Annotated in this window: 10 protein-coding genes and 1 pseudogene; 1 reads left to right on the top strand and 10 read right to left on the bottom strand. The window is 60.4% G+C overall.

Going from position 1 to position 14,686, the window contains the following annotated elements; all coding sequences use genetic code 11:
* Positions 1–10: 10 nt before the first annotated feature.
* Positions 11–2,281 (top strand): xanthine dehydrogenase family protein molybdopterin-binding subunit, encoded by a 2,271-nt coding sequence (locus tag DSCA_RS27980; RefSeq protein ID WP_155319571.1) that lies wholly within the window; start codon positions 11–13, stop codon positions 2,279–2,281.
* Positions 2,282–2,435: 154 nt separating this feature from the next.
* Here the strand turns inward: DSCA_RS27980 and DSCA_RS27975 are convergent, their stop codons facing one another.
* The 10 genes and pseudogenes from DSCA_RS27975 to DSCA_RS27930 all read right to left on the bottom strand — a co-directional run bounded on the left by DSCA_RS27975 (position 2,436) and on the right by DSCA_RS27930 (position 14,642).
* Positions 2,436–3,011 (bottom strand): GAF domain-containing protein, encoded by a 576-nt coding sequence (locus tag DSCA_RS27975; protein ID WP_155319570.1) that lies wholly within the window; start codon positions 3,009–3,011, stop codon positions 2,436–2,438.
* A 12-nt stretch (positions 3,012–3,023) separates the two neighbouring features.
* Positions 3,024–3,482: a universal stress protein gene (locus tag DSCA_RS27970; RefSeq protein ID WP_155319569.1), complete on the bottom strand. Its 459-nt coding sequence runs from the start codon at positions 3,480–3,482 to the stop codon at positions 3,024–3,026.
* A 303-nt stretch (positions 3,483–3,785) separates the two neighbouring features.
* A complete protein-coding gene (gene fdhF / locus DSCA_RS27965; protein ID WP_155319568.1) occupies positions 3,786–5,831 on the bottom strand; it encodes a formate dehydrogenase subunit alpha in 2,046 nt (681 codons plus the stop codon).
* Positions 5,832–5,912: 81 nt separating this feature from the next.
* Positions 5,913–6,731, bottom strand: a complete 819-nt coding sequence (locus tag DSCA_RS27960) for a 4Fe-4S binding protein (RefSeq protein WP_155319567.1) — start codon at positions 6,729–6,731, stop codon at positions 5,913–5,915.
* A gap of 124 nt (positions 6,732–6,855) precedes the next feature.
* Positions 6,856–7,260, bottom strand: a pseudogene (locus DSCA_RS27955) (hydrogenase iron-sulfur subunit); the annotation flags it as partial.
* A gap of 23 nt (positions 7,261–7,283) precedes the next feature.
* On the bottom strand, positions 7,284–10,346 hold the full coding sequence (locus DSCA_RS27950; RefSeq protein WP_155319566.1) for an FAD-dependent oxidoreductase: 3,063 nt from the start codon (positions 10,344–10,346) through the stop codon (positions 7,284–7,286).
* Between the two features lie 124 nt (positions 10,347–10,470).
* A complete protein-coding gene (locus DSCA_RS27945) occupies positions 10,471–10,839 on the bottom strand; it encodes a response regulator (protein WP_155319565.1) in 369 nt (122 codons plus the stop codon).
* Entirely contained in the window at positions 10,836–12,074 is a 1,239-nt protein-coding gene (locus DSCA_RS27940) for a sensor histidine kinase (protein ID WP_155319564.1), read from the bottom strand. Before DSCA_RS27940 ends, DSCA_RS27945 begins: the two co-directional genes overlap by 4 nt.
* A 117-nt stretch (positions 12,075–12,191) precedes the next feature.
* Positions 12,192–12,884 carry a response regulator gene (locus DSCA_RS27935; RefSeq protein WP_231716302.1) on the bottom strand — a complete coding sequence of 231 codons (693 nt, stop codon included), beginning with the start codon at positions 12,882–12,884 and terminating at the stop codon, positions 12,192–12,194.
* A 330-nt stretch (positions 12,885–13,214) separates the two neighbouring features.
* Positions 13,215–14,642, bottom strand: coding sequence for a sigma-54-dependent transcriptional regulator (locus tag DSCA_RS27930; protein WP_155319563.1), 1,428 nt, complete (start codon positions 14,640–14,642; stop codon positions 13,215–13,217).
* Between the last annotated feature and the right edge of the window lie 44 nt (positions 14,643–14,686).

Raw genomic sequence — 14,686 nt, 5'->3', positions numbered from 1 at the left:
AGGATTTCCCATGAACGCGCATCGCATCATCGGAAAAGACATCCCCCGGGCCGACGGCCGGGCCAAGGCCACCGGCCAGGCCATTTATGCCGACGACATCAAATTGCCGGGCATGCTTTACGGCAAACTGCTCAGAAGCCCCTTGCCCCACGCCCGCATCCTGGCCATCGACACCCGCAAAGCAGCGGCCCTGCCCGGCGTGCATTGTGTCATTACCGGTCAGGACATCCCCCGGGTCACTTACGGCAACTGGCGCCTGTTTCCCGGCACTCAGGACGAATACGCGCTGGCAGTGGACAAAGTACGCTTCATCGGCGACGAGGTGGCCGCCGTGGCCGCCGTGGACCGGGAAACCGCCGAAGCCGCCCTGGAAGCGATCACGGTTGAATACGAAGAGCTCCCCGGATCCTTCGATGTGGCCGCATCACTGGCCGACGGCGCGCCGGTCATCCACGAGGCGTCGCCCACCAATATCAGCATCGACCGCAAGATTGCCTATGGGGACATCGAGGCCGGCTTTGCCGCCTCGGACTATGTGCGCGAGGACACCTTCACCGTTCACGCGGTGAGCCACGCCTACATGGAGCCCTGCGCATGCGTGGCCCAGAGCGACCTGGACGGCCGCATTACGCTGTGGACCTCCACCCAGACCCCCTATATCGTGCAATGCCTGCTGGCATCGACCCTGAAGATGCGCGAAAACGACATCCGCGTCATCAAGCCCACGGTGGGCGGCGGGTTCGGCGGCAAGATGGAACTGCGGCCCTGGGAGTTCTGCGCGGCCTTCATGGCGCGCCGGACCGGGCGGCCGGTTAAATTCACCCTCACCCGCGAAGAGGAACTGGCCTACGGGCGCCGGCGCCACCCCATGACCGTCCGTTCCAGGGTGGGCTTCAAAAGCGACGGCACCCTGGTGGCCAAGGACCTGCACATCTACCTGGACGGCGGCGCTTACAACGCCATGGGGCCCACGGCCACCTTCCTGTCGGGCAACTTCGGGGCCATGCTCTACCGCTACCCCAACTACCGCTACCTGGGTGAGCACGTTTACACCAACAAGCCGCCGGCCAGCGCCATGCGCGGTTTCGGTGCGCCCCAGACCCTCTTTGCCGCCGAGACCCAGATGAACATGGCCGCCGAAGAGCTGGGCATCGACCCCATCGCCATCCGGCTGAAAAACGCCATGGTTTCCGGTGACGAATTGCCCGGCGTGGCCACCATCAGCTCCTGCGGGTTCATCGAATCCCTGAAGGAGGTGCGGCGCATCAGCGGCTGGTCCCGCAAACGCAAGGGGCTGAAGACGGGCCGGGGGGTGGGCATCGGCTGCTACAGTTTCATCTCCGGGGGCGTTTTCAACTGGTTCAACACCCAGTATCCGTTTTCTGCCGCCGAGGTGCGTGCCTTCGACGACGGCACCGTGCACCTGCTCACCATGGCCTCGGACATCGGCCAGGGATCGGACACGGTGCTCAAACAGATCCTGGCCGAAACCCTGGGCCTGACGATGGCGGACATCCGCCTGACGGCCGCCGACACGGCCATGACCCCCCAGGCGGACCTGGGCACCTGGGGTAGCCGGGTGACCCTCATGGCCGGCAACGCCGTGCTGGATGCCGCCCAAAAAATAAAGGAACGGCTGGCCGGCGCCGTTTCGGCGCGCTTCGACCTCAACGTGATCTTCGATATCGAATTTGCCGACGGGCGGGTGTTTGCGGCAGGCAAGCCGGACCGGGGGATGACGTTTGGCGAGGCGGTGGCCTTTGTCCAGAAGACCCAGCGGGGCGAACCGCTGGTGGCCCGGGGCTCCTATACCCCCCGGGGCAAGGGGCTGGTCAGCCCGGCCTTCAGCTTCGGCGCCCAGGTGGCCGAGGTTGCGGTGGACACCGATACCGGCCAGATCCAGGTGGAGAAGATGTGGACCGCCCACGACTGCGGCACCGTGCTCAACCCCATGTCCGTGGAAGGCCAGCTGGAAGGCTCCGTGCACATGGGACTGGGGTACGCCCTCTCCGAGCAGTTCGTCATGGAGGGCGGCAAAACATTGAATGCGAACTTTCTGGACTACAAGATCCCCAACGCCGCGGACATGCCGCCGGGCGAGTCGGTGTGCATCGAGACCTTCGAACCCGAAGGCCCCATGGGCGCCAAGGAAGCCGGTGAAGGGCTGGTTTCCCCCACGGCACCGGCCATCGCCGAAGCCGTTTTCCATGCCACCGGCTACCGGTGCAGGGACCTGCCCATCACCCCGGAGAAGGTGCTCAAGGGCATAGGGAAACTATAGGACGGAGGTGGATAGCCTGTAGGCTGTAGGCTGTAGGCTGTAGGACGGCCACCGACGTCGGATGTCGGTCATCCGCCTACCGACCTCAGTCCTCAGTTCTCCGGATGATGGCCATCTGTTTTCCTACAGCCTAAACCGCTACAGCCTCTGCCCCTTATCTTTTCCCCCACTTGGGCGTCAGTTCCACCTGAAAGGTGTGCCCCAGCACCTCGGCGATGGCATAAATGCTGTTGTGAAACCGTGCATAGGTCATCGCCAGGCCGATGATGCCCGCCAGGATCTGCAGCGACTCCAGGTCCTGATCCGACACTTTCCAGGGCTCGAAGTGGTAGAGGCGAAGCACGCCGACCACCTCGCCGAGGTGGTCGATGGGCAGGGACACGATGGCGGCGATCCCCTCTTTGCGGGCCTCGTCCGGATATTGCAGGCTCTTGTTCTTTTTACTGATGTCCGCGATCACCACCGGGTTGCCCTGAAAGGTTTCGTTGATGCTTTTGGGCGTGTTCAGCGGCCCTTTGGTCAGGTACTTGGCGGAAAGGCCGAAGCTGGCCAGAATCTCCAGTTCCTCGGTAACGGCATTGAGCACGAAAATGGCGCAGCCCTTGATGTCGAGGCCGGCGGTGAGCAGTTGCGCCAGGTGGTTGGTCATCACATCCAGGTCTTCGCTGTGGGCAACGGACCGCGTCACGGCCTTGAAGATGTCGATATTGATCCTGTTTTCAGATGCCATATCCTCCTCCTTTCAGGTGGCAACGCAGATGGTGACGCCGCGCAGTGCCGTCACCACGCGGGCATAGATGCTTCGGGTGAAAAAGTGGGTCACCTTGCCCGCGCCCCGGCTCAGCACCAGCACGTTGGCGCCGGCCACCCTCTCCACGATCTCCTCGGCCGCGCTCTTGACCCTTTTTTTGAACACGCAGGTAACGGCGTCGGGGTCAAAACCGTTCTCCACCAGCAGATCCCCCACGGCCTTCAGGGCCGCCTCCTTCTCTTTGAGTTCCGTCACCAGGTAGGTCATGCCGCTTCTCATCTTCACATTCTCCGGACTGGCGGTCACATCGATCTCCGGGAGCGGGGTGTATGCGTGAAAAAGGGTAACACTGGTGTCCCCGTGCCCGGCAAATGCATCGATGGCAAAACGGATGGCCTTTTGATCGTTGGGTGAATAATTGTAGGGCAGCAGTATCCGAAACGTTGCCATGGCGCCCTCCTTTCCTGTTGAAAAGGGTTGTTGGTCGGCCGCGTAACCGAAAGCGGTAGCGGGCACATGCTGCTGGCGCAGGCCGAATGACAGGGTGCAGATCGGACGACTTCTGAAAATGGGCAGGAACGTCAGGTCCGGGAAGGAACGCTGAACATCCGCATCGACAGCGGCGGTTGGACGGGACGATTCATATCGGCTTTACCATCAATGCTAAAATGGTCCCGGGGCGCTGTCAAACAAAAAAGGATGCCCCGACGGCATCCTTTTCCGGAGGTACCCGACAGGCGGGGACCATTTCTCTTAAGCGGACAGTTTCTCTACCTTCACGGCGCTGACCTTGAACTCCGGAATTTTCGCCAGGGGATCGAAGGCCTCCGAACTGGTCAGCACGTTGGTCGGATTTTCCCCGAAATGGATGGGCAGAAACAGGGTCCCGGGTTTCAGGGAGGCGCTGATCCTGGCCGGCGCTTCCATGCGGCCCCGCCGCGACGCGAGCACCAGCACATCCCCCTCCGCCACGCTCAGCGCCTCGGCGTCTGCCGGGCTGATGGAGACGTAACCGGTGGTCTGTTCCACATCCAGATGGGGAGAAATACGGGTCATGGTGCCGGTATGAAAATGGGCAAACATGCGGCCGGTGGTCAGGAAAAAGGGGTACTCCGCATCGGGCATTTCCGCCGGGGCCAGGTAGTCAACGGCGTGAAATTTTCCCTTGCCCCGGGCGAACTGGTCCTTGTGCAGGTAGGGGGTTCCCGGGTGGTCGCGGTCCGGGCAGGGCCACTGCAGTCCGTCCAGGCCCATGCGGTCGTATGTCATGCCGGCATAGCTCTTGGGCGTCAGGGAGGCCATCTCGTCGAAGATGGCCTGCGGGTTGTCATAGCGCATCTCATAACCCATGGCCGTCGACAGGCGGCTGATGATCTCCCAGTCGGGCAGGGTGTCGCCGAGGGGCTCGACGGCTTTTTGGATGCGCATGCAGCGGCGTTCCGTGTTGGTGAAGGTACCTTCCTTTTCAGCCACGGCGGCGGCCGAAAAAACCACATCGGCCACCTGGGCGGTTTCCGACAGGAACAGGTCCTGAACCACGAGGAAGTCCAGTTTTTTAAGGGCCTCGTTGAGGTGGTTCCAGTCCGGGTCGCTCAGTTTGGGGTTTTCGCCGATCACGAAAAGCCCTTTCAGCCGGCCGTCGAGAATGGCCGGAATCATATCCGTAATCGTCAGTCCCGGACTGTCGGAAAGCGGTACGCCCCATGCCGTTGAGAATTTCTCACGCACCTGGGGATCGGCCACCGGCTGGTAGCCGGTCATCACGTTGGGCAGCCCGCCCATGTCGCAGGCGCCCTGGACATTGTTCTGCCCGCGCAACGGGTTCACCCCGCCGCCGTGCACGCCAACGTTGCCGCAGAGCATGGCCAGGTTGCAGCAGGATTTGACGTTGTCCACGCCGGTGGTGTGCTGGGTGATGCCCATGGCATAGAGCAGGGTGGACGGGCTGCGGGTGGCGTAAAGCTCGGCCATGCGTTCCAGATCCCGGGTGTCCACCCCGGTGATCTCCGCGACCCTGGCCGGCGTGTACGTCTTGATCACGGATGCCATGGCCTCATAGTCTTCGGTGCGCTGGGCGATGTAGGTGTCGGCCTGCCAGCCGTTTTCGATGATGATGTGCATCATGCCGTTCAACAGGGCCACGTCGCTGCCCAGCCGGTGGTTGACGGCCACGTCGGCGAAACGGGACAGCTGAATGTTCCGCGGATCCGCCACGATGAGCTTGGCGCCGCGTTCTCTGGCCCTGAAAATACGCCGGGCGATCAACGGATGGCAGGCGGTGGTGTTGGACCCGATCACAAAAATGCACCCCGACGATTCAATCTCGGCAATGGAGTTCGTCATGGCTCCGCTTCCGAAGGCGGCGGCCAGCCCGGCCACCGTGGAGGCATGTCAGAGACGGGCGCAGTGATCGACGTTGTTGGTGCCCAGCACGGCCCGGGCAAACTTCTGGGCCAGATAATTTTCCTCGTTGGTCACCTTGGCCGACACCAGTACCCCCACGGAATCCGGTCCGTGCTCGTCGATGATGGCACGGAAGCGGTCGGCGGCCACGCCGATGGCTTCATCCCAGCCGGCCTTGATGAATCGGCCGAAAGTCTTCACCAGCGGCTGTTTCAAACGCAGGACGCTGTTCACATGCTCGTGCAGGTTCCAGCCTTTGATGCACAGTTTGCCCTGGTTGACCGGATGGGTTTTCATGGGCAGGGTGCTGACGATCTGGCCATCGATGACTTCAAACAGGACACCGCATCCGGTGCCGCAATATGAACAGACGGAGGGGACGAACTTGCACTGCATGGTGCACTCCTTTGGTTAATGTCCGATATATAAAAAGACTGAACCGCCGACTGATGGGCGCGTGTTACACCCTCGCCGCCACTAGTTCGCTAAATCGGCGTTTTTCATCGGTTTCGGTTCCAGCGTGACCGTCTCTCCCAGGATGCTGAAGGGCGACTGGTCGGCGGTGGATCCGGTTTCGTAGTCAAAAACGGTTTTGACGATCTCGTTGACCTTGCGGTAGAGCAGGCGCAAGGGGATGTCCACGGGGCAGGCATCCTCGCACAGCCCGCAGTCGATGCAGCGCCCGGCCATATGCACGGCCCGCACCAGATGAAATATCGGCACCTCCGGCGGCAGGGCGCCTTTGCCGATCAGGTCGCCATGCTCCAGGCTGCACTCTTTGCAGAAACAGACCGGACAGATGTTCCGGCAGCCATAACACTTGATGCATTTCTGGAATTCATTCATCCACCGGGACAGACGCTCCGGCGGATCCATCTGTTCCAGATCCCCGGGGCACAAGGTGTTGTCCACACCGGTCTTCTGTTTCAGCGGCGCCGGTTTCTCGGGCTCCAGGTAGGAGCAGTCCCCGTGGGGCTTGAGGTTCGACGGGCAGCAGTTGACATTGACCGTCTTGATATGGTCCGGTTTGAGCTGATTCCAGACATAAAGAACGTTCAGGGCCCGCTGGTTGCAGTCCCGGGCCAGCATTCCGATTTTGATGTCTGGATCGATGGCGGCGATGTGGGTGGCCATCTTTTCCAGGGAATAACGCGCCGGCCCGTCGACCAGGTCATCCACTGCGTCAAGATCGTCTTTGGTGAAGCTGCAGGGCAGCGGATGGCCCATGACCATTTTGTAACCCAGAAAGAGGTCGACGATGCCCTCTTCAAGCCACCGTTTGACTTTGGCTTTCATTGATTGCCTCCTTGGTCATTCCGGCGCCGTCCGGCCGCGCCAATGGCGTGTTGTTGGCTAAATCGGCGTTTTTCGCCAGTGACGCGGCAGGCAAAAGGCCCGCCATCGCCGCATTCGCCCCCGCAAGCGGATTGGGGCCCAGGGATCGGATTTTCTCCGTAAAGGCAGACACCACCTGGACGAATTTCTGGGCTTCGGCCGAGGAAATCCATTCCAGATGCACACGGCCGTCAAGGCCCATGAAAGTGAGCAGTTCCTGGAGAAAGGTGATCCGTTTAACCGTCATGTGATTACCGTACAGGTAATGGCAGTCGCCGATGTGTCAACCGCCCACCAGGATCCCGTCGGCCCCGTCCTGCAGCGCCCGCAGAATATGGTGGGGCGATACGGTGGCCGAGCACATGACCCGGATGGCGCGCACGTTGGGCGGGTACTGCATGCGGCTGACGCCGGCCAGATCGGCGGCCCCGTATGCGCACCAGTTGCATATGAATGCCAGAATTTTGGGTTCGAACGGTTTCTGTTCCACAATCACTCCTTGGATAATATGAATTAGGCGCACATGGCACTTTTAATCTGGGCATACAGCTGCCGGTTGCTGAAGCCCAGCAGCACCGGGGCCTCGGATGGACAGGCCGCGGCACAGGCCCCGCACCCCTTGCACAGGGCCTGGTTGACTTCCGCAACCCCTTTTTCAGCATTGTAGGTGATGGCGTTATAGGGGCAGACATTGATGCAGCCCAGACAGCCGGAGCACAGCTCGGGGTCGATGTGGCTGACGATGCCGCCCACCATGATATGATCCCTGGACAGCACGGTCAGCGCCTTGGCCGCGGCGGCCTGGGCCTGGGCAATGCTCTCTTCCAGGGGTTTGGGATAATGCCCCATGCCGCAGAGGAACACCCCTTCGGTGGCAAATTCCACCGGCCGCAGTTTCTGGTGGGCTTCCATCAGCCATCCGTCGGCATCCGCCGATACCTTGAAGGACTGGGCAAGCCCGGTATTGTCCCGGGCTTCGATGGCGGTGGCCAGGCAGAGCAGATCGGCGTCCACGCGCACCGGGCGGCCGAGAACGGGGTCGGTAAAGCTCACGGCGACGCGTTTGTCGGCGGGGGTGACAACCGGCGGATGATCCGGGTCGTAACGGAAAAAGAGAACGCCCTGCCGCCGCGCCTCCTTGTACAGGTATTCCCTTTTGCCGTAGGTACGGATATCCCGGTAGAGGATATAGACGTTCGTATCGGGGTTGCGTTTCTTCAATTCCAGGGCGTTCTGGATGGAATGGGTGCAGCACACCTTGGAGCAGTAGGGGCGCGCCTCGTTCCGTGACCCGACGCACTGGATGAAGACCACGTCCCCGGCCCGCTTGATGCGCAGGTCGTTCTGCCTGAACAGGTCATCCATCTCCAGGTGGGTGACCACCGCCGGGTGCTGGCCGTACAGGTATTCCGACGGCTGGCTCTCCCTGGCACCCGTGGCCAGAACCGCCACGCCGTGGCGAATGGTCGTTTCCGTCTTGCCGTCGGACAGGGTGCTGTTGAAATTGCCCACAAACCCGTCCACATCGCTCACCGACGTTTCCAAATGGACGGTGATCCGGGGCTCGGATTCCACCTCATCGATCAGGTCAATCAGAAAGCCGGCCACATCTTCCCCCTGGAAGCTCCTGACCAGGCGGCGGGCATTGCCGCCCAGGACCGCGGCCTTTTCCACCAGATGAACGGGATAGCCCTGGCGGGCCAGGGACAGGGCCGCGGTAAGGCCGGCCACGCCGCCGCCCACCACCATGGCGGCAGGCGTCACCGGCAGGTCGGTCTGTTGCAGCGGGCCGGCCAGAAACGCTTTGGCCACGGCCATGCGCACCAGGTCGCAGGCCTTTTCGGTGGCGGCATCGGGATCGTCGGCATGCACCCATGAATCCTGATTGCGGATATTGGCCATCTCGATCAGATACTTGTTCAGGCCCGCATTCACCAGGGTCTCCTGGAACAACTCCTCGTGGGTCCGCGGCGTGCAGGCCGCCACGACCACCCGGTTGAGATGTTTGTCCCGGATCACCGCCGTCATCTTGTCCTGGGTGTCCTGGCTGCAGGTGAACAGGTTCTCCTCCACATACTCGACCCCGGGCAGGGTCCGGGCGTAGTCGGCCACCTCGGGTACGCGCACGATGCCGCCGATATTGATGCCGCAGTTGCAAACGAAGACGCCGATGCGCGGCGCTTCACGGCTGACATCCCGCTGGGCCGGGATCTCCACGGTCCGGGTCAGGGTGTTGCGCCCGTCGGAAAGGTTTTCGGTGGCGGCGCAGGCGGCGGCGCTGGCCTCCATCACCGACTGGGGGATATCCTTGGGACCGGTGGAGACCCCGCAGGCATAAATTCCCGGCACCGAGGTGGCCACCGGATGAAAACAGCTCGAACGGATGAACCGGTCCGTGTCCAGTTCGACCCCCAGGGTGTGCGACAATTCCACGGCCGCTTTGCTCACTTCGAGGCCTGTCGACAGCACCACCATGTCAAAGGCGTCCGTATGGATCTCGCCGCCGTCGTCCGCATAGCGCAGCATCAGGTCGTCGGATTCGGGAACCTGATCCACCGTGTGAATGCGGGCCGGAACGAACCGGACACCGCTGTTGCGGGCATTATCGCAATAGCGGTCGAAATCCTTGCCCTGGGTGCGCAGGTCCATGTAAAAAATGGTGCATTCCAGGGGGGTGTCGCTGTGGTCTTTGGCCATCACCGCCTGCTTGACGGCATACATGCAGCACACCGATGAGCAGAAGCCGTTGTCGCAGCGGTTCATCTCCCGGCTGCCCACACACTGCAGCCAGGCAATCCGTCTGGGCGGTTTGCCCGTGGCTTTCTTGCCGCGTTTGCTCGACGGACGCACCAGGTGGCCGCCATAGGGGCCGGTGGCCGACAGGATACGCTCGAATTCCAGCGCGGTCACCACGTCCGGCTGGCTGGCGTAGCCGTATGTGTCCAGACCGGACGGATCGAAGGATTCGAACCCCGACGCCATGACCACCGATCCCACCCGGACGTCGATGGTCTTCTCCGTATCCTTGAAATTGATGGCTCCCGAGGGGCAGTACTTCTCACAGGCACCGCACTTGCCGTTTTTGAGATAGATGCAGTTTTCCGCATCGATGGCATACTTCAGGGGAACGGCCTGGGAGTATGGAACATAGATCGCCTTGCGCTTGATCAGGCGTTCATTGTAGCGGTCATCCACGCGCTTGGGGCACTTCTGGGCGCACAGGCCGCAGGCAATGCACTTGTCCATGTCCACGTATCGCGGATGCTGAAGAACGGAAACCGTAAAGTTGCCCGCCTCGCCAGTGATGGCGGTCACTTCGGACAACGTGAGCAGTTCGATGTTGATGTGCCGGCCGACCTCGACCAGTTTAGGTGAGATAATTCACATCGAGCAGTCATTGGTCGGAAAGGTCTTGTCCAGCTGGGCCATGGCCCCGCCAATGGCCGGTGACCGCTCCACCATGTATACGTAATAACCGGAATTGGCCATATCGAGGGCCGCCTGCATGCCGGCGATACCGCCGCCGACGACCATGACGGATCCGAGGACCGCTTTTTTCGTCTGCTTGTCTTCCATACACCTGCTCCCTGCTCGGTTGATAGTGGTTATTGACGGCTGCATCCCCCGCAGCTTAAATTCTCAAGATCGATCCGCTGACGGCGACGGCATCGCACCCGGGTTTCCGCCTGCATCCTGTTCGCTACCGGCCGTCGAACACCCCATCGATGGTCGCCAGCAGCTCATCCTCGCTGAAGGGTTTGGACAGATAGTCCGCGGCCCCCAGTTTCATGGCCTCGACGGCGTTGGACAGGGTCGAATACCCGGTCATGACAATCACGGCCGACGACAACGACCGCTCCCGGATAAACTCCAGGATGCGGGTGCCGTCGATGTCGGGCAGTTTCATGTCCAACAGGATCAGGTCATAGGGGTTGCGTTCGATTTCCAGCAGCCCCTGATTGCCGGTAATGCAGTGCGCCACCTGGTGCCCGTTTTCGGAAAGCACCAGCCGGCAGGCATCGCAGATCACCTGTTCGTCGTCGATGACCAGCACATGTAATGGCTTCATGGGAACACCCGCCCGGCGGCCGTGTCCGTCCGGATCGGGAACGTGATCACGAACCGCGTCCCTTTTTCAGGTTCGCTGAAAGCCTGAATATCTCCCTGGTGGTTCTGGACGATGCCGTAGCTGATGGCGAGGCCAAGCCCGGTTCCGTTTGACCGGGTTGAGAAAAAAGGCTCGAATATCTTCTTCCGGTCCGAAGGGGTGATGCCGCATCCGTTGTCGACAACCTCGACGACAATCTTACCGGCATCGTCGTCCACACCGGTTCTGACGGCGACCTTGCCGTATTCGTCCACCGCATGGAGCGCATTGAGCAGCAGGTTGATCACCACCTGTTCGATCTGGTTTTCATCGAGCAGGGTGGTGACCATGTCTTTGGCCAGGGCCAGCCCGATATCCACATGCTGCAGGTGATACTCGTTTTCCACAATGCCCAGCGCGGACTCCACGATGTGGTTGACATTGGCCGGCACCCGCTGGGGTTCGGTGTCACGGGCAAAATCCAGGAGTCCCTGGATGATCACTTTGCAGCGCTGGGTCTCCTTGATAATGATGTCGAACCCTTCCACCAGTCCCCCCCGGGGAGGTACTTTCTTGCGCATGTTGGAGCTGTATAGCAGGATGCCGGCCAGGGGGTTGTTGATTTCATGGGCGATTCCCGCCGCCATGCGGCCCAGGGAGGACATCTTGTCCATCCGGGTGGCCAGGTGGTTGAAATGCTTCTTCTGGTTTTCCATCAACTGGACCCGCTCGATAATGCAGGCGCATTGCTCGGCAATGGTCAGCATGAAATCCAGTTCATCCTCTGAAAAATCACGGCTGTGGTCCAGGTAGATACGGATCAGGCCCAGCATCCGGTCTTTGACGGCCAGGGGAACATCGACCATCATGCGGATTCCCTCGTCCCAGGCTTCCTGGGGGTACTCCACCCGGGGCGCATGCCAGAGGTCGGAAATAATTTTAACCCGATGCAGTTCCGACGGATCGGAGAGTACCTTTTCAGTGGTGACGGGCCCCTTGGAGAGATAGTTTTCGCCCAGGCCGCAGGCGGCCCGGACCTCGAACCGATCCGTATCCTCGTTTAAAATTCTCAGCAGGGCGCCCTTGGCGTTCAGCACCCCCGCTGATTTGGTAACCACCACATCCAGCACCTCCTGGAGACTGTTGCTCGAGTGCATGGAGCGGATGATGTCCCGGAAGACATGGAAATAACTTTCATAGGGTGTCGAAGATATCATGGTTTGCCTGCCCGTTATGGTCCTGCCTCAGCCCTGGACCGGCTATCCGCCGGCCCGGTCGCGTCTTCCCGACCATTGACACGGGCTCGAGGGCCAACGCGAGTGATGCCGTCGCGGCTACCACGCTTCCCGTTCCAGTCGTTTATAGATGAACATCAACTGCTTCTGGGTCAGCTCGCCCACGTTTTCGTTGATCCATTTCAGGTCCCCGGAGGTGATCGCCGCCTTGGCCTGGCTGGAGAGCTGGTATTCAGCCAGTGCGGAGGACCCCTTCTCCATGAGATCCGCCCAGAAGGTCTGGTCTTCCCAGGTCCGATTCATCACCTGGATGACCTGCCGTTTCTGGATAATCCGCTCCTCCTCGGTTACCGCTTCTGCGACGGCCGGTTCATCGGCAGCCTTCTCCTCCTGAGACTTGAGGGCACCGGCGATCGCCGTCTTGATCTGTTCTTCGGTAAACGGTTTGGGCAGAAAATCGGCGACGCCCAGCTTCATGGCTTCCACCGCCGTTGCCGTCGTGCCGTATCCCGTGATCACGATGACTTCGGTGTCCGGGGTTTCCGCCTTGATCCGCCGGATGACGTCCATGCCGTCGATGTCCGGCAGCCGCAGGTCAGCCACCAGCAGGTCAAACCGTTTCTGCCGGAAGGCCTCCATGGCGAGTTCACCGGTACCGGCCAGGTTCACGTCAAATCCGTCTTCACGCAACACCATTTCCAGCCCCTGGGCCACGCTGAGATCGTCTTCCATCACCAGGATATGAGGGGGCACCTCATACTTCATGGCCGCATTCTCCAATTGGGTCATCATGATGATACCTCCTTCTTCCGGTTTTGCTTCTGAGTGGGTTATCAACTTCTCAACCATCGAGCCGCCTTCAGTTGGATAAAAAGCATAGGCCGTGCCACTTGCCCCCAAGGGAAGAAGCAACAGGCAAAAAAGTCGTTTTTACTATTATATTCTACAGGTTAGTTACAAGCGGATGGATCGGAAGGGATAGGAGAAAAGGTGAAAAGCGTATAGGTTTTTATATGGTGGAAACAGGTGGAAAAAAAGCTTTATCCATTAATCGCAGAGTGTTATCGGCGTATAAAGGGTTATACGGGGGTATGGGCGGTCATACGGTCAGCCCCGGATGCATTAAATCCTGTCGGACGACGGCCCGGCGGCTGAGTTCAGTCCGTGTTTTTTCATCAGGGTGGAAAAATTCGACCGCTGCATGCCGACCCGGCGGGCCGCCCGGGTAATATTGCCGCCCGCCTCGGAGAGGGCTTTTTTGAGAAAGGCTTTCTCGATTTCTCCGAACTGGACGTCCAGCAGGTTCTGTTTGGCCGCTTTCAACGCATCCAGGCTGTCAGGGACCTCATCCCGCACCGGCTCGGGTCCGGCTTCCCAATGGTCCGAGAGATGCTGGCACTCCAGAACAGGGCTGTCGGCAATGATGACGAGGCGGGCGACCACGTTCTTGAGTTGGCGCACATTTCCGGGCCAGTCATCGTTGACCAGTATTTCAAGGGATTCGTCCGAGAAGCCGTCGACACGCTTTCCGGTCTGGCGGCAGGTTTGTCTTAGAAAGTGGTACAGCAGCCGGGGGATGTCATCGCGACGTTCGCGCAACGGGGGAATGATGATGGGAAAGACATTCAGGCGGTAAAACAGATCTTCGCGAAAACGGCCTTCGCGCACCATGGTCTTTAAATCGCGATTGGTTGCGGCGATAAAGCGCACATCCGCTTTCTTCAGGCGGCTGGCCCCCACCGGTTTGAACTCATGGGTTTCCAGGGCGCGCAGCAGTTTCGCCTGAATGTCCATGTTCAGGTTGGCCACTTCGTCCAGAAAAAGGGTGCCGTTGCCGGCGGCGCTGAAAATGCCCTCTTTATCCTGAACCGCACCGGTAAAGGCCCCTTTGGTGTGCCCGAACAATTCACTTTCCAGCAGGGAAGAAGAGAAGGTGCTGCAGTCCACCGCCATGAACGGACGATCCGACCGGTGGCTGTGGGCATAGAGCTCCCGGGCAAACAGCTCTTTTCCGGTGCCGCTCTCACCGCACAACAGCACGGTGGTGTCGGTGGGCGCGACTTTTCGGATATCATCAAAAATCTGGAGGATTCGTGGATTCTCACCAATGATGTTGCCGAAATCCCGCCGCGTGGCCGGCTGACGGCGGACGGCCATATGGGCTTCTTTAAACCGCCGGTTTTCAACGGCCAGCGCCACCGCGTTGAGCAACTCGTCGTCCGAGAAAGGCTTGGATAAATAATCGAAGGTGCCCAACTTCATGGCGTCCACGGCATTTTTGACGCTGGCATAACCGGTCATGACAATGACGCAGAGGTCGATTCCGGAGTCCTTGACCTTTTGCAAAATGTCCATCCCGTCCATATCGGGAAGTTTCATGTCCAGCAGGACGAGCTGGTACCTGCCGCTGAGCAGTGCCTTCAGCCCGGACCTGCCGGTGCTGCACGCGTCTGACACGTATCCGTTGTCCGCGAGCGTCATCCGGCAGCCGGCGCAAATGGAGGGTTCGTCATCAATAATCAGAATACGGCGATCTTCTGTTTCCATCATCGGGTCTCTATCCGCGATTCGGTGTCCATGCAAGGGATTCTGAT

Origin of the sequence: Desulfosarcina alkanivorans, from assembly GCF_009688945.1 — a bacterium.
Lineage (GTDB): Bacteria > Desulfobacterota > Desulfobacteria > Desulfobacterales > Desulfosarcinaceae > Desulfosarcina > Desulfosarcina alkanivorans.
The sequence above is the reverse complement of the archived record's forward strand: the minus strand, read 5'-3'. Positions and strand labels throughout refer to the sequence as shown.